This window comes from Citrobacter sp. Marseille-Q5395, from assembly GCF_947057495.1.
Lineage (GTDB): Bacteria > Pseudomonadota > Gammaproteobacteria > Enterobacterales > Enterobacteriaceae > Citrobacter > Citrobacter murliniae.
This window is the reverse complement of record NZ_CAMSEL010000001.1, coordinates 113,779-138,895: the sequence shown is the minus strand read 5'-3', so window position 1 is coordinate 138,895 and position 25,117 is coordinate 113,779. Positions and strand designations below refer to the sequence as shown.

Below are 25,117 nucleotides of genomic sequence, written 5' to 3'. Positions count from 1 at the left end.
GATGTCCCATGTTCAAGCGTCGTTATGTAGCATTACTTCCCCTTTGTGTGTTGCTTGCTGCCTGTAGCAGCAAACCGAAACCTTCAGAGACTCAAACGACCACGGGAACGCCATCCGGCGGCTTCCTGCTTGAGCCGCAACACAATGTCATGCTGTCGGGTGGTGACTTTGCCAATAATCCGAACGCACAGCAGTTCATCGAGAAGATGGTGAGCAAGCACGGTTTTGACCGTCAACAGTTGCAGGAGATCCTGTCGCAGGCCAAGCGTCTGGATTATGTTCTGCGTCTGATGGACCGCCAGGCACCGACTACCCAGCCGCCAGCCGGACCTAACGGAGCCTGGCTGCGCTATCGCAAGCAGTTCATTACCCCGGATAACGTGCAAAACGGCGTGGCATTCTGGAATCAGCATGAAGATGCTCTGAAGCGTGCATGGCAGGTTTACGGCGTGCCGCCGGAAATTATCGTAGGTATTATTGGGGTGGAAACTCGCTGGGGCCGCGTGATGGGTAAAACGCGTATTCTGGATGCGCTGGCGACCCTGTCATTTAACTATCCGCGCCGGGCAGAATACTTTTCCGGTGAACTGGAAACTTTCCTGCTGATGGCACGGGATGAAAGCGATGACCCGCTGGATCTGAAAGGTTCCTTCGCTGGTGCAATGGGGTACGGGCAGTTCATGCCGTCCTCTTACAAAGAATATGCTGTCGATTTTAATGGCGATGGGCATATCAATCTGTGGGATCCGGTTGATGCCATCGGTAGCGTGGCGAATTACTTCAAAGGCCACGGCTGGGTGAAAGGAGATATGGTGGCTGTCCCGGCAAACGGCCAGGCACCGGGGCTGGCGAACGGTTTTAAAACCCAGTACAGCATTTCTCAGCTTGCTGCTGCAGGTCTGACGCCACAGCAGCCGTTAGGGAATCACCAGCAGGCTAGTTTGCTGCGTCTGGATATCGGCACCGGTTATCAGTACTGGTATGGACTGCCGAACTTCTACACCATTACCCGCTATAACCACAGCACGCATTACGCGATGGCTGTCTGGCAGCTAGGTCAGGCGGTGGCGCTGGCACGGGTGCAATAATCATTCTTGCCGGATACGATGTGCAGGCATCGTATCCGGCTCTATTTTTAAGTCAGCTTATCTATTTTCTGAATCCCCCTCGTAAATTACTCTCTTCATCCCCATCTTTGTTATGAAAGTGCTATCTTGTCCGGCATATTTTTTTTACTGACAGAGGCTGAAATGACTGACAGTGAACTGATGCAGTTAAGTGAGCGGGTTGGGCTGGCGTTGAAAGCGCGCGGTGCGACGGTGACTACCGCAGAATCCTGTACCGGCGGTTGGGTAGCGAAAGCCATTACCGATATTGCCGGAAGCTCCGCCTGGTTTGAACGCGGGTTTGTGACTTACAGTAATGAAGCTAAATCACAGATGATCGGTGTGCGAGAAGAAACGCTGGTACAGCATGGCGCGGTGAGTGAACCGGTAGTCGTCGAAATGGCGATTGGTGCGCTGAAAGCTGCTCGTGCGCATTTCGCTGTCTCGATCAGCGGTATTGCAGGGCCAGATGGCGGGAGTGAAGATAAGCCCGTCGGCACCGTGTGGTTTGCTTTTGCCAGCGCAAGCGGCGAGGGGGTTACCCGTCGGGAATGCTTCAGTGGTAACCGCGATGCAGTACGTCGGCAGGCGACCGCCTATGCGTTACAGACCCTGTGGCAACAATTTCTACAAAATACTTGATACTGTATGAGCATACAGTATAATTGCGACAACAGAACATCATCTTTCACGTTTCGCGGTTTAACCCGAAAGCGGCATGACAGGAGTAATTAATGGCTATCGACGAAAACAAACAGAAAGCGTTGGCGGCAGCGCTGGGCCAGATCGAAAAGCAATTCGGTAAAGGCTCCATCATGCGCCTGGGTGAAGACCGTTCTATGGACGTAGAAACCATCTCCACCGGTTCGCTTTCTCTGGATATCGCATTGGGTGCGGGCGGTTTGCCGATGGGGCGTATCGTCGAAATCTACGGGCCAGAATCCTCCGGTAAAACGACCCTGACACTGCAGGTTATTGCTGCCGCACAGCGTGAAGGTAAAACTTGTGCGTTCATCGATGCAGAGCACGCGCTTGATCCTGTCTATGCTCGTAAACTTGGTGTTGATATCGACAACCTGCTTTGTTCTCAGCCGGATACCGGTGAACAAGCGCTGGAAATCTGTGACGCGCTGGCGCGTTCCGGTGCAGTCGATGTTATCGTTGTCGATTCCGTTGCTGCACTGACACCAAAAGCTGAAATCGAAGGCGAGATCGGTGACTCTCACATGGGCCTCGCGGCGCGTATGATGAGCCAGGCAATGCGTAAGCTGGCAGGTAACCTGAAACAGTCCAATACGCTGCTGATTTTTATCAACCAGATCCGTATGAAAATTGGCGTCATGTTCGGTAACCCGGAAACTACCACCGGTGGTAACGCACTGAAATTCTACGCCTCTGTCCGTCTGGATATCCGTCGTATTGGCGCGGTAAAAGAGGGCGATAACGTGGTGGGTAGTGAAACCCGCGTTAAGGTCGTGAAAAACAAAATTGCAGCGCCATTTAAACAAGCTGAATTCCAGATCCTGTACGGTGAAGGTATCAACTTCTACGGCGAACTGGTTGATCTGGGCGTTAAAGAGAAGCTGATTGAAAAAGCCGGTGCATGGTACAGCTACAACGGTGAGAAAATTGGTCAGGGTAAAGCGAATGCCACTAACTGGCTGAAGGAAAACCCGGCAACTGCGAAGGAAATTGAGAAGAAAGTACGCGAGTTACTGCTCAATAACCCGGATTCAAAACCAGACTTCTCTGTTGATGACAGCGGTGAAGATGTAAAAGAAACGAACGAAGATTTCTGATAATCTGACGTTATCGCACATAGAAGGGCTGCATATCATGCAGCCCTTTTCCATTTCTGAAGGCTCACTATGACAGATTCAACTCCTCGCCGTTCCGCCTGGTCCCGACTACTTGACCGCGCTGTTCGTATTCTTGCCATGCGCGATCACAGTGAGCAGGAGCTAAGACGAAAACTGGCTGCTCCGGTCATGGGGAAAAATGGACCGGAAGAAATTGATGCTACGCCTGAGGATTACGACAAGGTTATTGCCTGGTGTATTGAAAGCCGCTACCTGGATGATGACCGATTCGTTCGGCAGTTTATCGCCAGCCGCAGCCGCAAAGGCTATGGCCCCGCGCGTGTGCGCCAGGAGCTGGGGCAAAAAGGGATCCAACGTGAATCCATTGAGCGCGCAATGCGTGAATGTGAAATTGACTGGGCGCAGCTTGCGCGAGAACAGGCAATCAGAAAATACGGTGAGCCTTTGCCTGTGGCTTTTTCAGAAAAGGTAAAGGTTCAGCGTTTTTTGCTCTATCGTGGTTATCTGATGGAAGATATTCAGGCGATATGGCGAAATTTTGACGATTGAGCGCATACGGGATTTTACTTCCCAGTAAAGAAAACTTATCTTATTCCCACTTTTCGATTGCCAGAGGCGCAGATCGCGTGCCGATGCTGGTAATGACATTTCGTTAGCTTGATTTCTTCAGGATAATTATGAGCAAGAGCACCGCTGAGATCCGTCAGGCGTTTCTCGATTTTTTCCATAGTAAAGGACATCAGGTAGTTGCCAGCAGCTCCCTGGTACCAAACAATGACCCTACTTTGTTGTTTACCAACGCCGGGATGAACCAGTTCAAGGATGTATTCCTTGGCCTCGATAAGCGTAATTATTCCCGCGCAACCACCTCGCAGCGTTGCGTACGCGCGGGCGGTAAACACAATGACCTGGAAAACGTCGGTTACACTGCACGTCACCATACCTTCTTCGAAATGCTGGGTAACTTCAGCTTCGGCGACTACTTTAAACACGATGCTATTCAATATGCATGGGAACTGCTGACCGGTGAAAACTGGTTTGCCCTGCCGAAAGAGCGTCTGTGGGTAACCGTCTATGAAACTGACGATGAAGCCTATGAAATCTGGGAAAAAGAAGTCGGGATTCCGCGCGAACGTATCATCCGTATTGGTGATAACAAAGGTGCGGCATATGCTTCCGATAACTTCTGGCAGATGGGCGACACCGGTCCGTGTGGTCCGTGTACCGAAATTTTCTACGATCACGGCGACCACATTTGGGGTGGCCCTCCGGGAAGTGCTGAAGAAGATGGCGATCGCTATATTGAGATCTGGAACATCGTCTTCATGCAGTTCAACCGTCAGGCTGACGGTACTATGGAACCGCTGCCTAAACCGTCCGTGGATACGGGGATGGGTCTGGAGCGTATTGCGGCAGTGCTGCAACATGTTAACTCCAACTACGAGATTGACCTGTTCCGCTCGCTGATTGAGTCCGTGGCGAAAGTGACCGGTGCAACCGATCTGAGCAACAAATCACTGCGCGTAATAGCCGACCATATCCGTTCCTGCGCATTCCTGATCGCCGATGGCGTTGTTCCGTCGAATGAAAACCGTGGTTATGTGCTGCGTCGTATCATTCGTCGCGCGGTACGCCATGGCAACATGCTCGGTGCGAAAGATACCTTCTTCTACAAGCTGGTTGGTCCGCTGGTAGAGGTGATGGGCTCTGCGGGTGAAGAGCTGAAACGTCAGCAGGCGCTGGTTGAGCAGGTTCTGAAGACGGAAGAAGAGCAGTTTGCTCGTACGCTGGAGCGTGGTCTGGCACTGCTGGATGAAGAACTGGCTAAACTGTCTGGTGATACGCTGGATGGTGAAACCGCATTCCGCCTGTATGACACCTACGGCTTCCCGGTTGACCTGACGGCGGACGTTTGCCGTGAGCGCAACATCAAAGTTGACGAAGCTGGTTTTGAAGCCGCGATGGAAGAGCAGCGCCGTCGTGCACGTGAAGCCAGCGGTTTTGGTGCAGATTACAACGCGATGATTCGCGTTGATGGTGCATCTGAATTTAAAGGCTACGATCATCTGGAACTGAACGGCAAAGTGACCGCCCTGTTTGTGGATGGTAAAGCGGTAGATGCGATTAACGCAGGTCAGGATGCCGTCGTTGTTCTGGACCAGACGCCGTTCTATGCGGAATCCGGTGGCCAGGTTGGCGATAAAGGCGAGCTGAAAGGCGCTGGCTTTACGTTCGCAGTGGGCGACACGCAAAAGTATGGCCAGGCAATTGGTCACATTGGCAAGCTGTCAGCGGGTTCACTGAAAGTGGGCGATGCGGTACAGGCTGATGTGGATGAAGCGCGTCGTGCGCGTATTCGTCTGAACCACTCCGCAACACACCTGATGCATGCGGCGTTACGCCAGATCCTGGGCACGCACGTGTCACAGAAAGGCTCACTGGTTAACGATAAAGTTCTGCGTTTCGACTTCTCTCACACTGAAGCGATGAAACCGGCGGAAATTCGTGCTGTTGAAGATCTGGTGAATGCGCAAATTCGTCGCAACCTGCCGATTGAAACGAATGTCATGGATCTTGAGGCGGCAAAAGCCAAAGGAGCAATGGCGCTGTTTGGTGAGAAGTATGATGACCATGTACGCGTTCTGAGCATGGGCGATTTCTCAACCGAATTGTGTGGCGGTACTCACGCCAGTCGTACCGGTGATATCGGTCTGTTCCGTATTGTGTCTGAATCCGGCACTGCTGCGGGCGTTCGTCGTATCGAAGCCGTAACCGGTGAAGGCGCTATCAATACCGTGCATGCTGAGAGCGATCGCTTAAGCGATATTGCACAGCTGCTAAAAGGTGATAGCCAGAATCTGGGTGACAAAGTGCGTTCGGTACTGGAGCGTACACGTCAACTCGAGAAAGAATTGCAGCAATTGAAGGAACAGGCCGCGGCGCAGGAAAGTGCAAATCTCTCCAGTAAAGCGATTGATATCAACGGCGTGAAGCTGCTGGTTAGTGAGCTGACGGACGTTGAACCTAAAATGTTGCGTACTATGGTTGATGATCTGAAAAATCAACTGGGATCTACGGTTGTCGTTCTGGCAACGGTAGTAGAAGGTAAGGTTTCTCTGATTGCGGGCGTGTCTAAGGATGTGACAGACCGCGTGAAAGCAGGGGAGCTGATTGGGATGGTCGCTCAGCAGGTAGGCGGCAAGGGTGGTGGTCGTCCGGACATGGCGCAAGCCGGTGGTACGGATGCCGCGGCTCTGCCTGCAGCGTTAGCCAGTGTGAAAGGCTGGGTCAGCGCGAAACTGTAATAACTATAAGCATTAGCGCATGCTGTAGCCTTGGGTTACGGCATGCGAATCAATGCTATCGACAATGATAAAGTCAGGTTGAAGTTGTGTATATCGGCTAAACTTAGGTTTAACAGAATGTGATGCCGTGACTGCTTACACTTAGGTGTTTGTCATCGCTTACTTTTTGGCGTTATATGATGGATAATGCCGGGATACAGAGAGACCCGACTCTTTTAATCTTTCAAGGAGCAAAGAATGCTGATTCTGACTCGTCGAGTTGGTGAGACCCTCATGATAGGCGATGAGGTCACCGTGACAGTTTTAGGGGTGAAGGGCAACCAGGTGCGCATTGGCGTCAACGCCCCGAAAGAAGTATCTGTCCATCGTGAAGAGATCTACCAGCGTATCCAGGCTGAAAAATCCCAGCAGTCCAGTTACTAAGGTTTTCGCGTCTCACCTTTCAGGTGAGGCGCAACCTGATTTAGTTGGTTTCTTTTTCTCTCCTGTTGTTCATTTCTCTCCTGTTTCTCTACTTCTATCCTCTTATTCCCTTTCTCTACGATTTTTCTGTTTGTTCATCGTCTGGATAAAATGCCAATTTATCTGTTGATAAAACACTCTCTTTGCCGTTTTTGCAGACTAATTGCGCGTGAAATGTGCAAACGATAAAAGCACTGGAAAAATTGTTTGACTTATAAGTCCCAGAAAGTAATATGTGCGCCACGCAGCGACGATGAGCAGAAACAAGTTCTTCGAAGCACTCGCAAGAGGCGTTGTTGGTGAGGTGGCCGAGAGGCTGAAGGCGCTCCCCTGCTAAGGGAGTATGCGGTCAAAAGCTGCATCCGGGGTTCGAATCCCCGCCTCACCGCCATTTGCATCCGTAGCTCAGCTGGATAGAGTACTCGGCTACGAACCGAGCGGTCGGAGGTTCGAATCCTCCCGGATGCACCATATTATCTGATGTTGCTTTAGCAGCGATGTCAAATCTGCAGTAAAGTAAGTTTCCCTGATGCATCCGTAGCTCAGCTGGATAGAGTACTCGGCTACGAACCGAGCGGTCGGAGGTTCGAATCCTCCCGGATGCACCATCTCTTACTTGAAACCGTTTTTATAGCGATTTCAGTATCGGCAGTAAAATAAGTTTCCGTGATGCATCCGTAGCTCAGCTGGATAGAGTACTCGGCTACGAACCGAGCGGTCGGAGGTTCGAATCCTCCCGGATGCACCATCTTCTCCGAGATAACAGCTAAGCTGTTGTTTCATGGTCTGCGAAATAATCGCGAGCACCAGGGAGGATAGCGTTGCTTCAGCAACGACCCGTAGGGCAAGGCGCAGCCGAGTAATCCTCCCGGATGCACCATCTCTTACTTGAAACCGTTTTTATAGCGATTTCAGTATCGGCAGTAAAATAAGTTTCCCTGATGCATCCGTAGCTCAGCTGGATAGAGTACTCGGCTACGAACCGAGCGGTCGGAGGTTCGAATCCTCCCGGATGCACCATCTTCTCCAAAATAACAGCTGGATTGTTGTTTCATGGTCTGCGAGATAGTCGCTAGAACCAGGGAGGATAACGTTGCTTCAGCAACGGCCCGTAGGGCGAACGTCAGTGAGTCATCCTCCCGGATGCACCATCTTCTCCGAGATAACAGCGATTCTGTTGTTTCATCATCTGCAAGATAATCGCAAGTTTCTATTCTCCTCCTTAGTCATTTTCCTTCTATCTGAACAATCCTCAATTCTCAGTCAGCGACAAAATCAATCAATTACGATAAAATAACGTCTGGTCATTCGGCTTGTGAGAAGACGATGTACGAACGTTATGCGGGTTTGATTTTTGATATGGATGGCACCATCCTGGATACTGAACCGACGCACCGTAAAGCGTGGCGTGAAGTATTAGAGCGCTATGGACTACGTTTTGATGAGCAGGCCATGGTTGCACTCAACGGCTCCCCAACATGGCGTATTGCCCAATCGGTTATTGAACTGAATCAGGCCGATCTGGATCCTCATGCACTGGCTCGCGAAAAAACCGATAAAGTTAAAAGCATGCTGCTGGACAGTGTCCAGCCTTTGCCGTTAGTCGATGTGGTGAAAGCCTGGCATGGTCGTCGGCCAATGTCGGTAGGTACCGGGAGCGAAAGTGCGATTGCTGAAGCTCTGCTCGCTCATCTCGGGCTGCGTCATTATTTTGATACTGTCGTTGCTGCAGACCACGTGCAACGCCACAAGCCTGCTCCTGATACGTTCTTACTGTGTGCCGAGCGTATGGGGGTGGAGCCAACTCGCTGCGTAGTATTTGAAGATGCCGATTTTGGACTGCAGGCGGCATACGCTGCCGGAATGGATGCCGTGGATGTCCGGTTATTGTGAGTGATGGACTGTCGCTCCTGTCACTGTTTGCCAGCAGTTTTCTCAGCGCCACGCTATTACCTGGTAATTCTGAAGTTGTTTTAGTGGCTTTGCTGGTCTCTGGGGTAAGTCATCCCTGGGTCTTAGTCTTAACAGCAACAATGGGTAATAGCCTTGGAGGGTTAACTAACGTTATCCTTGGGCGTTTCTTTCCGTTGCGTAAAACATCACGCTGGCAAGAGAAAGCCACTGGCTGGTTGAAGCGCTATGGCGCTGTCACACTATTATTAAGCTGGATGCCAGTTGTGGGTGATTTACTGTGCCTGTTAGCGGGATGGATGCGTATCTCGTGGGGCCCGGTGATGTTTTTTTTATGTCTTGGCAAAGCGCTGCGCTACGTTGTGGTGGCAGCGGTTACGACGCAAGGCATTATGTGGTGGCACTAATTGTGTTGTGGATAGCCTGTAGGGTAACCAATACCATTATGCTAATTAAAACGATTTTGACAGGCGGGAGGTCAATTTGATCCCGGACGTATCACAGGCGCTGGCCTGGCTGGAAAAAAATCCCCAGGCGTTAAAGGGGATTCAACGTGGGCTGGAGCGTGAAACGCTGCGCGTTAATGCTGATGGCTCATTGGCAACGACGGGACATCCTGATGTATTAGGCTCAGCGCTTACGCATAAATGGATAACCACCGATTTTGCCGAAACGCTGCTGGAGTTTATTACTCCTCCTGGCGACGACATTCAGAAAATGCTTACATTCATGCGCGATCTGCATCGCTATACCGCCAGAAACCTTGGCGATGAGCGTATGTGGCCGTTGAGCATGCCTTGTTATATTGCCGAAGGTCAGGATATTGAACTGGCGCAGTACGGTACTTCAAATATTGGTCGTCTGAAAACGCTCTACCGTGAAGGCCTCAAGAACCGTTACGGCGCGTTGATGCAAACCATCTCCGGCGTACATTACAATTTTTCTCTGCCAATGGCATTCTGGCAGGCAAAGTGCGGCGTAACGAGCGATGATGACGCCAAAGAGAAAGTCTCCGCAGGCTACTTCCGTCTGATCCGTAATTACTACCGTTTTGGTTGGGTGATCCCGTATCTGTTTGGTGCCTCTCCGGCAATTTGTTCCTCCTTCTTGCAAGGAAAACCAACGACCCTGCCGTTTGAAAAAACCGACTGTGGTATGTATTACCTGCCATATGCAACGTCTCTGCGCCTGAGTGACCTGGGTTATACCAATAAGTCGCAAAGCAATCTCGGAATTACGTTTAACGATCTGCATGAGTATGTGGCAGGATTGAAGCGCGCGATTAAAACCCCTTCCGAGGAGTACGCGGCGATCGGTCTGGAGAAAGACGGTAAGCGGCTGCAAATCAATAGCAACGTGCTGCAGATTGAAAACGAATTGTATGCACCTATTCGCCCGAAACGCGTTACTCGCAGTGGTGAATCGCCGTCTGATGCGCTTCTGCGCGGCGGCATTGAGTACATTGAAGTGCGTTCGCTGGATATTAACCCATTCTCACCCATTGGCGTGGATGAGCAGCAGGTGCGTTTCCTCGATCTGTTTATGGTTTGGTGCGTACTGGCTGATGCGCCGGAGATGAGTAGCGATGAGCTGTTATGCACTCGTACTAACTGGAACCGTGTGATTCTGGAAGGACGTAAGCCGGGCCTGACGTTAGGCATTGGCTGCGAAACTGCCCAGTTCCCACTGCCTAAAGTGGGCAAAGATCTGTTCCGTGATCTGAAACGCGTAGCACAAACGCTGGACAGCATCCACGGCGGAGAGGAATATCAAAAAGTCTGTGATGAGCTGGTCGCGTGCTTTGACAATCCTGAACTGACATTTTCAGCCCGGATCCTGCGGTCTATGATTGATACAGGCATTGGCGGCACTGGCAAAGCGCTGGGAGAGGCTTACCGTAATCTGCTGCGTGAAGAGCCGCTGGAAATGTTGCAGGAAGAAGAGTTTATTGCTGAAACCGAGGCATCAAAGCGTCGTCAGCAGGAAATTGAAGCGGCCGATACTGAGTCGTTTGACGTGTGGCTGGAAAAGCACGCCTGATACAAAAGAAAAAGGCCACTCGGGAGTGGCCAAAATTTCATCTCTGAAAACAGGGATGATGATAACAAATGCGCGTCTTTCATATACTGAGACTCGCCCCGGAACAAAGAGTTCAGATTATTTTTAAAAAATTTATCGGAGGTGGCTAAATGCCGTTGTTAGATAGTTTTACTGTCGATCATACCCGGATGGAAGCTCCTGCAGTCCGGGTCGCAAAAACGATGAACACCCCGCATGGCGACGCAATCACCGTGTTTGATCTGCGTTTCTGTATTCCAAACAAAGAGGTGATGCCTGAGAAAGGTATCCACACTCTGGAACACCTGTTTGCCGGTTTTATGCGTAACCACCTCAACGGTAATGGTGTCGAGATTATCGATATTTCTCCAATGGGATGTCGTACCGGTTTCTATATGAGTCTGATTGGTACGCCTGACGAGCAGCGCGTGGCTGATGCCTGGAAAGCAGCGATGGCTGATGTGCTGAAAGTGCAGGATCAGAATCAGATCCCGGAACTTAACGTGTACCAGTGCGGTACGTATCAGATGCACTCCCTCAGTGAGGCGCAGGATATTGCACGCCATATTCTTGAGCATGATGTGCGCGTCAACAGCAATGAAGAGCTGGCGTTGCCGAAAGAGAAGCTGCAGGAACTGCATATCTAGTTATCGCGCCGGAGGATGGTGCCTACGCACCTTATCTGGCCCTACAGAATTGTGCTGAGTGCAGGCCCGGTAAGCAACGAACTACCGGGCAATAAAAAAGGGCCCACACGGGCCCTTTTTACGTTCTGTTAGTGCGCACCGCCACCACCACCGCCCGCGCCAAATGGCGGTTTGGCAAACCAGACCAGCCCGAGCAGCACCAGGAAAATCCCCGCCGACATCCAGAAGATTTCGTTAGCAGAAATAATCAGGCCCTGGTTAGTAATTTGCTGCGCCAGCCAGCCGGAAGCCTGCTGCTGGGTCATCCCCAGCCCCTGCAACTGGTCATACATAGCCTGTGCGTTGGGGTTGTATGGGTTGACTGACTCCGTCAACTGCGCGTGATGGAGCGATTCACGGTTAGTCCACATTGTCGTTGTAATCGACGTTCCGATAGAACCTGCCAGTGTTCGCGTAAAGTTAGACAAGCTTGATGCCGCCGCCAGACGCTCAGGTGGTAAACCTGACAGCGTGATAGTGGTTAGTGGCATAAAGAAGCAGGCCACGGCGAACCCTTGAATAAACTGCGGCCAGGCTGACGCGCCAAAATCCATACCAGGTTCGAACGTCCATGCACGCCAGTAAAAACAGACGGCGTACATAATAAAGCTGAACGTAACCAGTCGACGCATATCCAGCTTGTGCGCGAAGCGACCAATAATCGGCGACAGGAGCACAGGAATCACCCCAACCGGTGCGGATGCCAGACCCGCCCAGGTCGCAGTATATCCGTAGACTTCCTGCAACAGCTGTGGCAACAGGACGATTGCACCGAAGTAGAGCATATAGGCCAGGCTGATACACAAACAGCCGATGGTAAAGTTTCGCGACTTAAACAAGGAGAGGTCGACAATTGGGTTATCGTCGGTGAGCTCCCAGACAATCAGGAAGCTGATGGCCACTACGGCGACTACCGTCAGGATGATAATCTCCTGCGAGGCAAACCAGTCCAGCTCTTTGCCGCGGTCGAGCATGATCTGCAAACTACCGATACCGATAACCAGCAGTGCCAGACCAATCGCGTCAATGCGCCGCTGTTCGGTACGAGTTTCCCGACCACGCAGGGTTTGCAGCGTCATCAACACCACCACAACGCCGATCGGCACGTTAATGAAGAATATCCAGCCCCAGTGATAGTTGTCGCTGATGTAGCCTCCGAGAATCGGGCCACAAATAGGCGCGACAATCACCGTCATCGACCAAAGTGCCAGGGCGATAGACCGCTTGGCAGGAGGATAGTTATTCAGTAACAGGCTTTGTGACAGTGGAATTAACGGGCCGGCGACAATCCCCTGAATCACACGGAAGAAAATCAGCATGGTCAGGCTGTTGGACATCCCACATGCCCATGACGCAATAACGAAGGCAATGGTAGACCACATGAAGAGTCTGACTTCGCCAAAGCGCTTTGCCAGCCAGCCGGTGATCGGGATGGAGATAGCATTCGCCACACCGAAAGAGGTGATCACCCAGGTCCCCTGGCTCAGCGAAGAGCCCAGGTTCCCGGCGATAGTGGGGATCGCCACGTTCGCAATGGTGGAGTCCAGCACCTGCATGAATGTCGCCAGGGAAAGCGCGATCGTCATGATGACGAGCTGCGCGCCTTCCAGCGGTTTTTGCTGTTGCATCACACGCACCTTTGAATTAACCCGCGTTGGCCCGCACGATCTCTTCGATCATCTTATTGACCGGATCAAGGTTGATTTCACGTGCATTACTTTCAGCTACCGGTGTCGTACGGACCTGGCTTGCCAGAATCTGTCCGTCACGATTTGAGGTATCTACCGTAACCAGCGTAGATAAACCAATACGCAGTGGATGCTGCGCCAGTTGCTGCGCATCCAGCTCGATGCGAACCGGCAGGCGCTGTACCACTTTGATCCAGTTACCGGTCGCGTTTTGTGCAGGTAACAGGGAGAAGGCGCTGCCTGTCCCCATATCCAGGCCGACAACTTTACCAGTGTATTTAACGTCATCGCCGTAAATATCACTGATAACCGTAGCTGGTTGGCCGATACGCATATGGGCTAATTGCGTTTCTTTAAAGTTTGCATCAACCCACAGGTTAGTGGCTGGTACGACCGCCATCAGCGGCGTGGTCGGGCTAATCTGCGCGCCAGGCTGCACGGCACGGCGGGAAACATAACCGGTCATCGGGCTGACGATTTTGGTACGTTCAAGCGCCAACCAGGCATTACGCACTTCGGTGGCTGCCTGTTGTACGGCAGGCTGATCTTCCAGTCGGCTTCCGAGGATCATTGCCTGGTTCGCATTATATTGTTGGATTGCGACATCAAGCTGAGCCTGAGCACTGGCGACGGCATCGCGGGCATGTTGCAGCTCTTCGCGACCAATCAGGTTGGCATTACCCAGTGGAACCCGGCGATTAAAGTCGCTCTGGGCCTGGGCCAGTGCCGTTTTTTGCACTTCAATGCTGGCCTGTAGCTGTTTGCTGTTGATCATCAGCTGATGCGTCTGGCGCACGCTGGAGGCCAACGCAGTTTTGGCTTTTTCAAATGCCTGCTTAGCATCCGTCTGGTCGAGTGTGACCAGCACATCGCCTTGTTTGACATAGTCAGTGTTATCAGCCCAGACTTTCGTCACGCTGCCTGATACCTGAGCCATGATTTGAACCTGGTTCCCTGCCACGTAGGCATCGTCAGTCTCTTCGATATGACGCAGTACTAAAAACCAATAAATCCCATATGCCACGGCAATGATAATAAAGAGCAAGCTCAGAAGGAGCAGCGCACTTTTACGTTTGCCATTCTTATTGACCGGTTGCTGCGGGGTTTGAGTCTCCGCATTTGCGCTCATGTTGTTCTCCACGATCTTATTTTTTTCACATCGGCTGAGCCGACCTGTTTATCAGAAAGGCCAGCAGTATGACGTGCTGGCCTGTCGGTTTTTCATTTATAAATCTGGATTTTTGAGCGAGTCAGCGCATTAGCGCAGCGCTTCTAATACCGTGCCATCTTGTTCCATCTGATCAAGACGGGTCAGAAGCTTACGAGTGATTTGCTCAAGCTGATCTTTTTCGGTGGCGCTGAGAGAGGACCAGAGTTGATGCAGGCAGCTATGCTGAGGCGGTAATACTTCCTGCAAAAATGCATGGCCTTTCTCGGTCAATTGCAGATGCAGACAGCGGCGATCGTTATCGCTTTCGCGACGTTCGATCCAGCCACGTTTTTCTAACTCATCCGCGATGCGGGTGGCGTTAGTCCGCGACGAGCCAAGCGCGCAACTCAGTTCAGAAGGCTGAATACTGTGGTTTTCCTGAGACTCCAGCGTAATCAACGCCATAAACAATGTCTCGTTAATCCCTTGAGCTTTCAGCATTTTATTGCGGTTTTCCAGCAGCTTGCCCTGCATATGCATGCAAAGACGAGTGAGAAGAACTTCCTGATAAGGGAACTCTTCGTAGCGGCTGGCGCGAAATTTTAGCATTTGTTCAATGGGCGTAAACGAACTATCCATTTGGGTATAACCTCATTAATTTCAGCCGATATAGTAACGACAGTGACAAATAAAGTAAATGTATTATTTAATTAAAATGATTATTTTTATCTATAAAACAACCAGCATTTTCCATGCTAATCCATAGCACAGAGCACTCAACAATGTCGGAATGATGATGCTTCGGGTTTTATAGAAACTTGCGCCCAGTACAATAAACCCCACCAGTGTAGGCACAAACCGACGGGCGTCGTGCATCACTTCTGGTGCGGTAGACACCACCAGCAGGGCGCAAATTGATGCAATGCCGATAGTGTCGAGTAGTATGCCTGTCGCGCCGCGTTTAGTCGGGCGAACATTTCCCATCCCCAGACGGAGTGGCAAATAGCGAAAACAGTAATTGACGCCACCGACCAACAGGCCGAGCAGCAGAACCTCATAGCTCATCAGGACCCCCTTGCCAGAATGACTGGATGAGCGCCGTCAGGCATCCGCAGACAATGCCTGCCAGGATCGCGACGGGGATAGAAAACAATATTACCCCCGTCAGCGCTCCGGCTAATGCCGCAGTGACGCATAGCGCCTGTGTACGCTGGAAAGAGGCGAGCAGAAAGCTCATAAACAGAGCCGGGAGCATAAATCCGAGAGCCGCTTCGACCGCCGGAAAGTCCTTCAGTAAACCACTGCCAGAAAATGCGCCAATAATCGTGCCGAATACCCAGGAAATCCATGAGCACAGCGCAATGCCGATCATCCAGTTTTCACTCCAGCGCCGGTTATCCCGTACCAGCTTTGCCGTTGCAGCAGCGAACACTTCATCGGTGAGGCCAAAGGCCCACAGCGCGCTTTTGGGTTTGCTGAGTCGTCGGGCGATACGGCTACGCAGGGAAGGGCCATACAGAACGTGGCGAACATCCATTGCCATCACGGTAAGCGCGGCGACCCACAGTGAGCTTCCTGCGGCGAGCATGGTGGTGATGACAAACTGACTGGCTCCCGCGTAAATAATGCAGGAGAAAAAGAGGCTTTCAACGGGAGTAAATCCCAGGCGAGTTGCATTGAGACCAAATGCAAATGCGACCGGAATATAACTGATGACTATCGGCAGGCTGTCTTTGACCCCTTCCGTTAACGTTGCCGGGCTGGGGTCAGACTGGGGAACAGGGCTTTCCATAAGATTATAGGCTTCATTACCGAAATTAAAATAACCTGGCTCAATGAGTTATAACCTTAGCAGACTGATGAGCTCCTTAACACCCTGAGGAGCTTAATCAGAGATAAACGAGCTGTATCCGCTTAATTTACGGCTTCCTGGCGGTGAAAACCTCGCCACCAGACCAGCAGGTTGAGTACGGCAACGGTCATACCCGCCAGGCAAACGCCAGCCCAGCCGGCATGCTGCCAGGCAGAAGCAGAAATCAGCGAACCTGCCGCTCCGCCAATAAAATAGCTGGTCATGTATCCGGCAGTCAGCCGATTACGCGCATCCGGATGGATGCGATAAATAACCGTCTGGTTGGTGATATGAACACCCTGCACGGTGAGATCCAGCACCAGGATTCCGATAATCAGCATTGGCACTGATGTATGCCCGAACCAGATAGCCAGCCAGGAGAATAACAGTAATAACAGACCGATGGTGGTCGTGAGATGTGATTTACCCTTATCGGCAAATCCCCCAGCAGGGCGAGCGCCTAACGCACCGGCAGCACCAGCCAGACCAAACAGACCGATCATGCCTTCTGAATAGTTAAATGGCGGCGCGGCGAGCAAAAAGGCCATTGATGTCCAGAGAATACTGAAGTTGGCAAAGGTCAGGCAGCCCAACATCGCACGGGTACGCAGCAGCTTGTCGTGGATAAACAGGCTGAAGACGGAACCTAACAGTTGCGGATAGTTGAGATGGGTTTCAGATTTCATCTTCGGCAGGCCGCGCCACAGCGCGATAGCCATCAGCGCCATCAGTACCGACGCCACCCAAAACACAGTGCGCCAGCCGCCCAGATTGGCCAGTAATCCGGCGACGGTACGCGCCAGCAGAATGCCCAGCAACAGACCACTCATAATTGTGCCAACGACTTTGCCGCGCTTGTCCGGCGTGGCGAGCGTTGCCGCCAGCGGAACCAGAATTTGTGCCACCACGGAAAAGAGTCCGGTCAGCGCCGTACCGAGGATCAGCATTGTCAATGACTGACTGCTGGCGGTAATTAACATGCCGCCAGCCGCTAATAGCGTCATGGAGACAATGAGCATCCGACGTTCAAACATATCGCCAAGCGGCACCAGAAACAGCAGGCCTGCAGCATAACCAAGCTGCGCGGCGGTGACGATAAAGCCCGCAGTACTGGCCGACAACGAAAAGTTACGCGCAATGGTGTCGAGTAGCGGTTGCGCGTAGTAGTTACTGGCGACGGCCAGACCGGTTGCGATGGACATTAAAAGGATCAGCGAGGGGCTAAGTCCATGAGTGGTTTTAGTCATTGTTTTCAACTGAATAATGGGTTTCAGAAAACAATCATAACGGAAGCAGCTACATGTTGCAGATTTGTTAGGTGATAGATTGTGCGGTTATGGGGAAGGGAGAGAAGTGCGCTGATTACCAGGCCGGATGGTGGCGTCGCGCCGCCATCCGGCATAAAGGGGAATTACTTCTGCGCGGCCAGCGCTTCTTTCACCCAACCGTCAAACTGCTGCTGGTGGGCTTTAATCCAACCATCAACGTGGCCCTGTACGTCTGCTTCAGAAGATTTACCGTCATGCATCATCGCGTTCTGCGCGTTGATATCTGCCAGCGGCAGCTTCATCAGCGCGAACAGTTTTGCCGCCGCCGGGTTTTTTTCGGCCCACGCCTTGTTAGCAACGATATGCATAGTGTTTACCGGGAAGCCGTAGTTAGCGCCGTTTGGCAGTTTGGTATCAATATCTTTCTGCTCACCCGGAAGGGAAGAGAACGGTACCTGCAACCAGACCACATCTTTGCCCGGCTTCATTACGTCGCTCACCCAGTACGGTGTCCAGGTGTAGTAGAGGATCGGTTTGCCTTCCTTAAAGCGGGTAATGGTATCGGCCATCATCGCCGCGTAGTTACCGTGACTGACATCGACCGTTTTTTCCAGATCGAATGCTTTGTTCTGGTGGTTGATAACGGCTTCACAGCCCCAGCCTGGTGAACAGCCCATCATGTCGGCTTTACCGTCGCCATTGGTATCAAAAATTTTGGCAATCTTCGGATCTTTCAGTTGGGCGATATTGGTGATTTTGTACTGCTCAGCGGTTTTCTTGTCGATCAGATACCCCTGCGCCGCACCTGTTACGAATACCCCCTCGCGATAAAACTTTTTATTTCCGCCTGCTGCGGCATACATATCATCATGCAGCGGCTGCCAGTTCACGGCGGTAAAAGTCGCATCGCCAGAGGCAATGGAGGTGTAGCCGACGTTGTAGTCAACTTCACTCGCTTTGTTGACGGTATACCCCAGTTTTTCCAGCGCGCGGCTGACCAGTTGCGTCTGGAAGGACTCTTCAGAGATGGTGCTCTGGATAGGTTGTACAGTGATGCCTTTGCCCGGCAGGTCGGCAGCGAAAGCGCTGGTAGAGACAAGGGTGGCAAACGTTGTGGCAAGGATTATATTCTGTCGCATCGTTGTTCCTTATTACACTTCATCTTTCAAGCTGACTCTTTGTTGGCTGCACTTATGTACTCGTCACATACTGTTTGTACGCTTCCGGGATACATTCGTTTGCTGCCGCGGTGCAACTTAAATGATTTTGTGCAAAGTTTATGAGTTTCAGGCCCGGCGAGCGCAATGCCACCGGGCAATGGGTGAATTACTTAATGAAAGGACGGGTGAAAAGCCCGACAGGTCCGGTGGTGTACCAGCGACGGTTACCGCGGCTACGCGAGTCGCGACCGACAGCCTGTGTCAGACGATCCAGAATAATGGCGAGGATAACAATCCCGACCCCACCGACGGTAGCCAGTCCCATATCCAGACGACCGATACCACGCAGGACCATCTGACCAAGCCCACCGACCGCTATCATCGAAGCGATAACGACCATGGAAAGGGCGAGCATCAGTGTCTGATTAACCCCCGCCATGATGGTCGGCATCGCCAGCGGCAGCTGTACTTTAAACAGCATCTGACGCGGACTGGCGCCAAATGAGCGCGAGGCCTCAATCAGATCGGCTGGCACCTGGTTAATCCCCAGAATGGTCAGACGCACGATTGGCGGCAGGGCGAAGATAATCGTCACGACTACCCCCGGTACGTTGCCGATACCGAACAGCATAACAATCGGCACCAGATAGACGAACGCAGGCGTGGTTTGCATTGCATCCAGCAGGGGACGAACAATTTTTGCCGCTCGGGGACTACGCGCCAGCCATATTCCCATTGGCAGGCCGATCACCACGCAAAACAGCAGCGCGGTCAGTACCAGTGCCAGGGTTATCATCGCCTGCGACCATGCGCCAATTGCGCCAATAGCAATCAATGAGATTAAGGTGGCAACACCCATCCCGACGCCGGAAATCTGCCATGCGATCAGTGCAAAAAGAACAATCGCTACAGGTGCAGGCATACCCAGCAGCAGCTGCTGGAAGCCATTAAGGATGTAATCTACCGGAACACGAATGCCCTGGAAGACAGGACGGAAATGGGTTACTACCCAGTCAATCCCTTCGGTAACCCAGCTATCCAGCGGGATCAGCGTTTTATGGAAGGGATCCATAATGTTGAAATGTTCAGGCGCTGGTGCGGGTGCGCTGGTCAGCCAGTCTGCGCTGCCTCCGTCGGCAGGCGCACCAGACGGCGTACTCCAGGCATCAGCGGATTGTGCGGCGCTATCGGCCGCTGGTGTGGTATCCCACGGATTCGTTTGATCAGCCATTGTTTGCCCCCTCGCGATCTAAAGCCTGTAACAGCATGCGTTTTGAAATAATGCCCACATACTGCTGTTCCTCATCGACAACCGGTACGGCGCATGGCGCCTGACCAACATGAGAAAGCAACTCGCTCAGAGGGGTTTGTGCATCTACAGCTAACGGTTCATCAATTAAAGCTGCTTCAATACCTTGTGACTGGCTTAAGGCTGCTTTTAATGAGTCGATGGAGACGACGCCAATGAATTTATTACCGCGTTCAATTACGTAACCATATTCACGATCTTTATCCTGCAATAATTGCAGGGCCGATCGTGGACCTACGCCTGGTGTTTTACGAATTAAGCCCTCAGGGCTACGGCGTGAAATATCTTTCGCGCTGAATACCTGGCTTATATCAACACCACGGAAGAAAGTGCGCACATAATCATTTGCCGGATTATTCAGGATCTCATCCGGTGTACCGACCTGTACCACCTCGCCATTTTGCATAATGGCAATTCTGTCGCCAATGCGCATAGCTTCATCAAGATCATGGGAAATAAAGACCACGGTACGCTGATGTTTCGCCTGCAGTTTTACCAGTTCATCCTGCATCTCAGTTCGAATTAACGGATCGAGCGCTGAGAAAGCTTCATCCATTAATAAGATGTCAGGGTTAATGGCTAATGCACGGGCAAGGCCAACACGCTGGCGCATACCACCGGAAAGCTCATCCGGATAACCGTGAGCGTAATTCTCTAATCCGACCTGGCGTAGCGCATCCAGCGCTTTTTCACGACGAGCATCTGCGGCAATACCGGCTAATTCCATACCGAATGCTGTATTGTCCAGTACCGTCATGTGCGGCATCAATGCAAAGGACTGGAAAACCATCGCAATCTTTTTTCTGCGCACCTCGCGAAGCTCGGCATCTGATATTTTGGCAATATCTACGCCATCAATCAGTACCTGTCCGCGGGTGGGTTCAATCAGGCGATTGAGAAGGCGTACCATTGTGGATTTACCCGAGCCGGATAATCCCATGATGACAAATATCTCGCCTTCTTCAATGGCCAGACTGGCGTCTTTAACGCCAAGCGATAGCCCTGTTTTATCCAGAATTTGCTCTTTTGAAAGTCCTTTTTCAATATATTTGAACGCTCTCTGTGGATGCTCGCCAAATATCTTATAGAGGTTTTTAACTTCTAATTTAATTGCCATGCAATAGAATGATTCCTGTTATTTGTTTATATCGATATATTACCTGATGGAAATAGTTACCTTTTTCTACCCTAACATACTGAGAATCTGAGACAACCCTGAATTTGTTAATGGCATGAATATTGCCGAAGGCCAGGAGGCGGGATTTCCCATGATATAAGGGCTGAGCGCTGATAACAGCAAGATGATATTTTTTGTAAGGAACACCGAAAAGACGTCTGAATTGTTGAAATGCAGACGAATAATGTGACTGAGATTGAGTGTAGATCACATATGCATAATTGTGTGATGCAGTTAAAATATTATTGCGGAAAACAGTCGGATATTCTCCGCAATAATGTGTGTTAAAAGTTCCAGTCGTCGTCTTCGGTTTCGACGGCTTTTCCCATTACATAGGACGACCCCGAACCGGAGAAGAAATCGTGGTTTTCGTCGGCATTAGGTGACAGTGCGGCGAGGATCGCCGGATTTACATCCGCCATTTCAGCCGGGAATAACGCCTCATAACCCAGGTTCATTAACGCTTTATTGGCGTTGTAACAAAGGAATGCTTTGACGTCCTCCACCCAATCCGTTTCTGCGTAGAGCTCTTCCGTATAGCGTGCTTCGTTATCGTACAACTCCATTAACAGATCGAGCGCAAAATTCTTCAGTTCTTCGCGTGCCGATTCTGTAATGGCTTCCAGACCTTTTTGATACTTATAACCGATGTAATAACCATGTACCGCTTCGTCACGAATAATCAGACGGATTAAATCAGCAGTATTGGTCAGCTTGCCACGGCTGGAGAAATACATTGGTAACCAGAAACCGGAATAGAACAGGAAAGATTCCAGAAATACGCTGGCAATTTTCTTCTTCAGCGGATCATGGCTGGCGTAATGTTCAAGAATGATTTGTGCTTTGCGCTGGAGAGGGGCATTTTCCTCACTCCAGGCATAGGCCGCATCCACATCCTGGGTCTGGCATAAAGTGGAGAAAATAGAGCTGTATGACCGGGCGTGTACCGCCTCCATAAAGCTGATATTCGACAACACGGCTTCTTCATGCGGGGTTAGTGCATCCTGCATTAACGTTGGCGCACCCGCAATATTCTGAATGGTGTCGAGTAGCGTCAGCCCGGTAAATACGCGAATGGTCAGTTGCTGCTCGGCCGCATTCAGCGTCTGCCAGGCAGGGATATCATTCGACAGCGGGACTTTTTCCGGCAGCCAGAAGTTACTGGTCAGGCGGTTCCATACCTCGAGATCTTTATCATCCTGGATCTTATTCCAGTTGATGGCACTTATGCGATTTAATCTCATCCTGCTCTCCTTACAGTGCGCATGACACGCAGCCTTCGATTTCAGTGCCTTCCAGCGCCAGCTGGCGTAGTCGGATGTAGTACAGCGATTTGATCCCTTTTTTCCAGGCATAGATCTGCGCTTTATTGATATCGCGGGTGGTGGCGGTATCAGGGAAAAATAGCGTCAGTGAGAGCCCTTGATCGACATGCCGTGTCGCTTCGGCGTAGGTATCAATGATTTTTTGCGGACCGATTTCGTAAGCATCCTGGTACATGTCCAGATTGTCGTTGGTCATAAACGGGGCCGGATAGTAAACGCGCCCGGTTTTACCCTCTTTACGGATCTCCACCTTCGACACAATCGGGTGGATACTTGAGGTCGCATGATTGATGTAGGAGATAGAGCCGGTCGGTGGAACGGCCTGTAAATTCTGGTTATAGATGCCGTAGCGCATCACATCGTCACGCAGTTGTGACCACATTTCGCGCGTCGGTAATGTAATGCCGCTGTGGGCAAATAACGCGCGGACTTTCTCGGTTTTCGGTTGCCAGTCACCCTGCAGATATTGCGTAAAGTATTCGCCGCTGGCGTAACGGGATTGTTTGAATCCGGCAAAGGTTTTACCGCGTTCGCGGGCTAGTTTCATCGATGTGTTCAGCGCATGCCAGGTGATGGTGTAAAAATAGAGATTAGTAAAATCCAGCCCTTCAGGTGAACCGTAGGCAATGCCTTCTCGCGCCAGATAACCATGCAGATTCATCTGTCCGAGGCCAATGGCATGTGAGGCGTTGTTTCCGGCTTCAACAGACGGCACGCTGCGGATATGGCTCATATCAGAGACCGCGGTTAAGCCGCGAACCGCTGTTTCAACCGTGCGACCAAAGTCCGGTGAATCCATAGTGTGAGCGATGTTGAGCGAGCCGAGGTTGCAGGAGATATCGTGTCCGATCTGCACATAGTCAAGATTTTCGTCGTACGTCGAGGCACTATTGACCTGCAAAATCTCGGAGCACAGGTTGCTCATATTGATGCGTCCGGCAATCGGATTGGCACGATTCACCGTGTCTTCAAACATGATGTACGGGTAGCCTGACTCAAACTGGATTTCCGCCAGCCGCTGGAAGAAATCGCGGGCATTAATGTAGCTTTTGCGCACGCGCACATCAGCAACCAGTTCGTCATAGTGTTCACTGACGGCGATATCACCAAACGGTTTGCCGTAAATGCGCTCCACGTCATAAGGGGAAAACAGCGCCATCTGCGCATTTTCTTTGGCCAGTCGGAAGGTGACATCCGGGATCACCACGCCGAGAGAGAGCGTTTTGATGCGAATTTTTTCATCGGCGTTTTCGCGTTTGGTATCGAGAAAACGCAGAATATCCGGGTGATGTGCATGCAAATACACGGCCCCCGCACCCTGACGTGCGCCCAGTTGATTAGCATAAGAAAATGCGTCCTCCAGCATTTTCATTACCGGGATCACACCGGAAGACTGATTTTCAATGCGCTTAATAGGTGCACCAGCTTCCCGCAGGTTAGAGAGCAAAAACGCCACGCCACCGCCGCGTTTGGAGAGTTGCAACGCGGAGTTTACCGCCCGTCCAATTGACTCCATGTTGTCTTCAATTCGCAACAGGAAGCAGGAGACCAGTTCACCGCGCTGTTGTTTACCGCAGTTCAAAAATGTCGGTGTAGCAGGCTGAAAGCGCCCGGAGAGCATCTCATCGGTAAGCTGCATGGCAAGCGTTTCGTCACCCTGCGCCAGCGTTAACGCCACCATCGTCACACGATCCGCAAAATCTTCAAGGTAGCGCTTACCGTCAAATGTTTTTAGCGTATAGCTGGTGTAGTACTTCCATGCGCCGAGGAAGGTCTGGAAGCGGAATCCTCTGGCGTGGGCGTGGTCAAAAAGCCTCACCACGAAAGCGCGATCGTAGCGAGTTAAAACGCTTTCGTCGTAATAACCGTCACGGATGAGCGTATTCAGACGCTCATCCTGGCTGGCAAACACCACCGAGTTGGGCCGGACGTGGGAAGCAATAAAAGCGTCCACCGCCTGATGGTCTTTATCGAATTGAATCCGCCCGGCTTTATCGTACAGATTCAGCATGGCGTTAAGGGCGTGGTAGTCCAGCGTTTGCGGGATTACGCGTTCTGCGGTTGTCGTTGCCAAAATTCACTCACTCCTTTTCGGACATTGTCGATATCGCTTTGCGTTCCCATCAGCTCAAAGCGATAGAGCCACGGCACGCCGCATTTTTGTGAGATAACCTCACCCGCGCGGCCATAGGCTTCGCCGAAATTGCGATTGCCGGAGGCGATCACGCCGCGTATTAATGCCCGGTTGTGCGTATCGTTTAAAAAGCGGATCACCTGCCGTGGGACCGCACCAGCCGTACCGCCGCCGCCGTAAGACGGCACGACTAAAATGTAAGGTTCGTCTACCCGGATTCGTTCGCGCTCATTAAGTGGGATACGAATAGCGGGCATCTCCAGACGCTGCATAAAGCGATGGGTATTTTCGGAGCTGCTGGAGAAGTAGACGAGGGTATTCATGCGCTGGCCACATGGGGTTGCGGGCGCAGGCGGTTAATCATATCCGGGCGGAATCCTGACCAGCTGGTTTCACCTGCGACTACCACCGGTAACTGACGAAAACCTTGTTCACGCAGCGTGTCTGCCATGTCAGGCATCAGATCGACATTCACCATTTCAAAATCAAATCCGCGGTTTTCCATTGCCCGCTTAGTGGCATGGCACTGAACACAGTTGTTGCGAGTATAAATAATAATGCGCATGATTCGTATTTCCATCTAAAAATAAAAGAACGGCGCGATAACAGGCGTCGGGTTGTGTGTGTCTTAATACAGAAGATACTAGATGTAGTTTTAAAAAGATTCAACCATACAAGATATGGGAATTTTAGATTGAAAGTGTTC

At 51.4% G+C, this 25,117-nt stretch carries 23 protein-coding genes and 5 tRNA genes; 15 read left to right on the top strand and 13 right to left on the bottom strand.

The window, feature by feature from the left end; all coding sequences use genetic code 11:
• Positions 1 to 8 precede the first annotated feature (8 nt).
• The 15 genes from mltB (at position 9) to luxS (ending at position 11,309) form a co-directional block, all read left to right on the top strand.
• Positions 9 to 1,088 carry a lytic murein transglycosylase B gene (gene mltB / locus OH663_RS00650; RefSeq protein ID WP_200012357.1) on the top strand — a complete coding sequence of 360 codons (1,080 nt, stop codon included), beginning with the start codon at positions 9 to 11 and terminating at the stop codon, positions 1,086 to 1,088.
• Between the two features lie 162 nt (positions 1,089 to 1,250).
• Positions 1,251 to 1,748: a nicotinamide-nucleotide amidase gene (gene pncC, locus OH663_RS00645; protein WP_045446621.1), complete on the top strand. Its 498-nt coding sequence runs from the start codon at positions 1,251 to 1,253 to the stop codon at positions 1,746 to 1,748.
• Positions 1,749 to 1,840: 92 nt separating this feature from the next.
• Positions 1,841 to 2,905: a recombinase RecA gene (gene recA / locus OH663_RS00640; RefSeq protein WP_016154166.1), complete on the top strand. Its 1,065-nt coding sequence runs from the start codon at positions 1,841 to 1,843 to the stop codon at positions 2,903 to 2,905.
• Between the two features lie 69 nt (positions 2,906 to 2,974).
• On the top strand, positions 2,975 to 3,475 hold the full coding sequence (gene recX, locus OH663_RS00635; RefSeq protein ID WP_045446616.1) for a recombination regulator RecX: 501 nt from the start codon (positions 2,975 to 2,977) through the stop codon (positions 3,473 to 3,475).
• 128 nt (positions 3,476 to 3,603) lie between these two features.
• A complete protein-coding gene (alaS, locus tag OH663_RS00630) occupies positions 3,604 to 6,231 on the top strand; it encodes an alanine--tRNA ligase (protein ID WP_045446613.1) in 2,628 nt (875 codons plus the stop codon).
• Between the two features lie 237 nt (positions 6,232 to 6,468).
• The gene (csrA, locus tag OH663_RS00625) at positions 6,469 to 6,654 is read left to right on the top strand and encodes a carbon storage regulator CsrA (protein WP_000906486.1); all 186 of its coding nucleotides are present in this window, start codon (positions 6,469 to 6,471) and stop codon (positions 6,652 to 6,654) included.
• A gap of 337 nt (positions 6,655 to 6,991) precedes the next feature.
• Positions 6,992 to 7,084 (top strand) — tRNA-Ser (locus OH663_RS00620).
• A 3-nt stretch (positions 7,085 to 7,087) separates the two neighbouring features.
• Positions 7,088 to 7,164, top strand: a tRNA-Arg gene (locus OH663_RS00615).
• A gap of 60 nt (positions 7,165 to 7,224) precedes the next feature.
• Positions 7,225 to 7,301: transfer RNA gene (locus OH663_RS00610), tRNA-Arg, on the top strand.
• A gap of 63 nt (positions 7,302 to 7,364) precedes the next feature.
• A tRNA-Arg gene (locus OH663_RS00605) sits at positions 7,365 to 7,441 on the top strand.
• A 195-nt stretch (positions 7,442 to 7,636) separates the two neighbouring features.
• Positions 7,637 to 7,713: transfer RNA gene (locus OH663_RS00600), tRNA-Arg, on the top strand.
• 306 nt (positions 7,714 to 8,019) lie between these two features.
• The gene (gene yqaB / locus OH663_RS00595) at positions 8,020 to 8,586 is read left to right on the top strand and encodes a fructose-1-phosphate/6-phosphogluconate phosphatase (protein ID WP_200012354.1); all 567 of its coding nucleotides are present in this window, start codon (positions 8,020 to 8,022) and stop codon (positions 8,584 to 8,586) included.
• Positions 8,583 to 9,011 (top strand): YqaA family protein, encoded by a 429-nt coding sequence (locus OH663_RS00590; RefSeq protein ID WP_045446605.1) that lies wholly within the window; start codon positions 8,583 to 8,585, stop codon positions 9,009 to 9,011. The genes yqaB and OH663_RS00590 overlap by 4 nt, the downstream gene beginning before the upstream one ends.
• A gap of 76 nt (positions 9,012 to 9,087) precedes the next feature.
• Positions 9,088 to 10,644, top strand: coding sequence for a glutamate--cysteine ligase (gene gshA / locus OH663_RS00585; RefSeq protein ID WP_045446602.1), 1,557 nt, complete (start codon positions 9,088 to 9,090; stop codon positions 10,642 to 10,644).
• A gap of 149 nt (positions 10,645 to 10,793) precedes the next feature.
• The gene (luxS, locus tag OH663_RS00580; protein ID WP_016154160.1) at positions 10,794 to 11,309 is read left to right on the top strand and encodes an S-ribosylhomocysteine lyase; all 516 of its coding nucleotides are present in this window, start codon (positions 10,794 to 10,796) and stop codon (positions 11,307 to 11,309) included.
• A gap of 128 nt (positions 11,310 to 11,437) precedes the next feature.
• Here luxS and emrB read toward each other — a convergent pair whose 3' ends face one another.
• The 13 genes from emrB to nrdH all read right to left on the bottom strand — a co-directional run bounded on the left by emrB (position 11,438) and on the right by nrdH (position 24,976).
• A complete protein-coding gene (emrB, locus tag OH663_RS00575; protein WP_045446599.1) occupies positions 11,438 to 12,976 on the bottom strand; it encodes a multidrug efflux MFS transporter permease subunit EmrB in 1,539 nt (512 codons plus the stop codon).
• 16 nt (positions 12,977 to 12,992) lie between these two features.
• Positions 12,993 to 14,165 carry a multidrug efflux MFS transporter periplasmic adaptor subunit EmrA gene (emrA, locus tag OH663_RS00570; protein ID WP_263525670.1) on the bottom strand — a complete coding sequence of 391 codons (1,173 nt, stop codon included), beginning with the start codon at positions 14,163 to 14,165 and terminating at the stop codon, positions 12,993 to 12,995.
• Positions 14,166 to 14,294: 129 nt separating this feature from the next.
• Positions 14,295 to 14,825 (bottom strand): transcriptional repressor MprA, encoded by a 531-nt coding sequence (gene mprA, locus OH663_RS00565; RefSeq protein WP_045446593.1) that lies wholly within the window; start codon positions 14,823 to 14,825, stop codon positions 14,295 to 14,297.
• A gap of 90 nt (positions 14,826 to 14,915) precedes the next feature.
• A complete protein-coding gene (gene ygaH, locus OH663_RS00560) occupies positions 14,916 to 15,251 on the bottom strand; it encodes an L-valine transporter subunit YgaH (RefSeq protein WP_045446590.1) in 336 nt (111 codons plus the stop codon).
• Entirely contained in the window at positions 15,241 to 15,978 is a 738-nt protein-coding gene (locus tag OH663_RS00555) for an AzlC family ABC transporter permease (protein ID WP_200012347.1), read from the bottom strand. Before OH663_RS00555 ends, ygaH begins: the two co-directional genes overlap by 11 nt.
• Positions 15,979 to 16,100: 122 nt before the next feature.
• Positions 16,101 to 17,285, bottom strand: a complete 1,185-nt coding sequence (locus OH663_RS00550; RefSeq protein ID WP_045446584.1) for an MFS transporter — start codon at positions 17,283 to 17,285, stop codon at positions 16,101 to 16,103.
• A gap of 164 nt (positions 17,286 to 17,449) precedes the next feature.
• On the bottom strand, positions 17,450 to 18,445 hold the full coding sequence (gene proX, locus OH663_RS00545; protein WP_200012345.1) for a glycine betaine/L-proline ABC transporter substrate-binding protein ProX: 996 nt from the start codon (positions 18,443 to 18,445) through the stop codon (positions 17,450 to 17,452).
• A gap of 187 nt (positions 18,446 to 18,632) precedes the next feature.
• On the bottom strand, positions 18,633 to 19,697 hold the full coding sequence (gene proW, locus OH663_RS00540) for a glycine betaine/L-proline ABC transporter permease ProW (protein ID WP_045446578.1): 1,065 nt from the start codon (positions 19,695 to 19,697) through the stop codon (positions 18,633 to 18,635).
• Positions 19,690 to 20,892, bottom strand: coding sequence for a glycine betaine/L-proline ABC transporter ATP-binding protein ProV (proV, locus tag OH663_RS00535; RefSeq protein ID WP_045446575.1), 1,203 nt, complete (start codon positions 20,890 to 20,892; stop codon positions 19,690 to 19,692). Before proV ends, proW begins: the two co-directional genes overlap by 8 nt.
• Before the next feature lie 344 nt (positions 20,893 to 21,236).
• Positions 21,237 to 22,196 (bottom strand): class 1b ribonucleoside-diphosphate reductase subunit beta, encoded by a 960-nt coding sequence (gene nrdF, locus OH663_RS00530; protein WP_045446572.1) that lies wholly within the window; start codon positions 22,194 to 22,196, stop codon positions 21,237 to 21,239.
• A gap of 10 nt (positions 22,197 to 22,206) precedes the next feature.
• On the bottom strand, positions 22,207 to 24,351 hold the full coding sequence (gene nrdE / locus OH663_RS00525; RefSeq protein ID WP_200012343.1) for a class 1b ribonucleoside-diphosphate reductase subunit alpha: 2,145 nt from the start codon (positions 24,349 to 24,351) through the stop codon (positions 22,207 to 22,209).
• Complete coding sequence (gene nrdI, locus OH663_RS00520) at positions 24,324 to 24,734, bottom strand: class Ib ribonucleoside-diphosphate reductase assembly flavoprotein NrdI (protein WP_045446567.1); 411 nt, start codon at positions 24,732 to 24,734, stop codon at positions 24,324 to 24,326. Before nrdI ends, nrdE begins: the two co-directional genes overlap by 28 nt.
• The gene (gene nrdH, locus OH663_RS00515) at positions 24,731 to 24,976 is read right to left on the bottom strand and encodes a glutaredoxin-like protein NrdH (protein ID WP_048220703.1); all 246 of its coding nucleotides are present in this window, start codon (positions 24,974 to 24,976) and stop codon (positions 24,731 to 24,733) included. The genes nrdI and nrdH overlap by 4 nt, the downstream gene beginning before the upstream one ends.
• Between the last annotated feature and the right edge of the window lie 141 nt (positions 24,977 to 25,117).

Coding starts and splice junctions, on each gene's coding strand:
- mltB (WP_200012357.1), top strand. CDS start 9: ATGTTCAAGCGTCGTTATGTAGCATTACTTCCCCTTTGTGTGTTGCTT.
- pncC (WP_045446621.1), top strand. CDS start 1,251: ATGACTGACAGTGAACTGATGCAGTTAAGTGAGCGGGTTGGGCTGGCG.
- recA (WP_016154166.1), top strand. CDS start 1,841: ATGGCTATCGACGAAAACAAACAGAAAGCGTTGGCGGCAGCGCTGGGC.
- recX (WP_045446616.1), top strand. CDS start 2,975: ATGACAGATTCAACTCCTCGCCGTTCCGCCTGGTCCCGACTACTTGAC.
- alaS (WP_045446613.1), top strand. CDS start 3,604: ATGAGCAAGAGCACCGCTGAGATCCGTCAGGCGTTTCTCGATTTTTTC.
- csrA (WP_000906486.1), top strand. CDS start 6,469: ATGCTGATTCTGACTCGTCGAGTTGGTGAGACCCTCATGATAGGCGAT.
- yqaB (WP_200012354.1), top strand. CDS start 8,020: ATGTACGAACGTTATGCGGGTTTGATTTTTGATATGGATGGCACCATC.
- luxS (WP_016154160.1), top strand. CDS start 10,794: ATGCCGTTGTTAGATAGTTTTACTGTCGATCATACCCGGATGGAAGCT.
- emrB (WP_045446599.1), bottom strand. CDS start 12,976: ATGCAACAGCAAAAACCGCTGGAAGGCGCGCAGCTCGTCATCATGACG.
- emrA (WP_263525670.1), bottom strand. CDS start 14,165: ATGAGCGCAAATGCGGAGACTCAAACCCCGCAGCAACCGGTCAATAAG.
- mprA (WP_045446593.1), bottom strand. CDS start 14,825: ATGGATAGTTCGTTTACGCCCATTGAACAAATGCTAAAATTTCGCGCC.
- ygaH (WP_045446590.1), bottom strand. CDS start 15,251: ATGAGCTATGAGGTTCTGCTGCTCGGCCTGTTGGTCGGTGGCGTCAAT.
- OH663_RS00555 (WP_200012347.1), bottom strand. CDS start 15,978: ATGGAAAGCCCTGTTCCCCAGTCTGACCCCAGCCCGGCAACGTTAACG.
- OH663_RS00550 (WP_045446584.1), bottom strand. CDS start 17,285: ATGACTAAAACCACTCATGGACTTAGCCCCTCGCTGATCCTTTTAATG.
- proX (WP_200012345.1), bottom strand. CDS start 18,445: ATGCGACAGAATATAATCCTTGCCACAACGTTTGCCACCCTTGTCTCT.
- proW (WP_045446578.1), bottom strand. CDS start 19,697: ATGGCTGATCAAACGAATCCGTGGGATACCACACCAGCGGCCGATAGC.
- proV (WP_045446575.1), bottom strand. CDS start 20,892: ATGGCAATTAAATTAGAAGTTAAAAACCTCTATAAGATATTTGGCGAG.
- nrdF (WP_045446572.1), bottom strand. CDS start 22,196: ATGAGATTAAATCGCATAAGTGCCATCAACTGGAATAAGATCCAGGAT.
- nrdI (WP_045446567.1), bottom strand. CDS start 24,734: ATGAATACCCTCGTCTACTTCTCCAGCAGCTCCGAAAATACCCATCGC.
- nrdH (WP_048220703.1), bottom strand. CDS start 24,976: ATGCGCATTATTATTTATACTCGCAACAACTGTGTTCAGTGCCATGCC.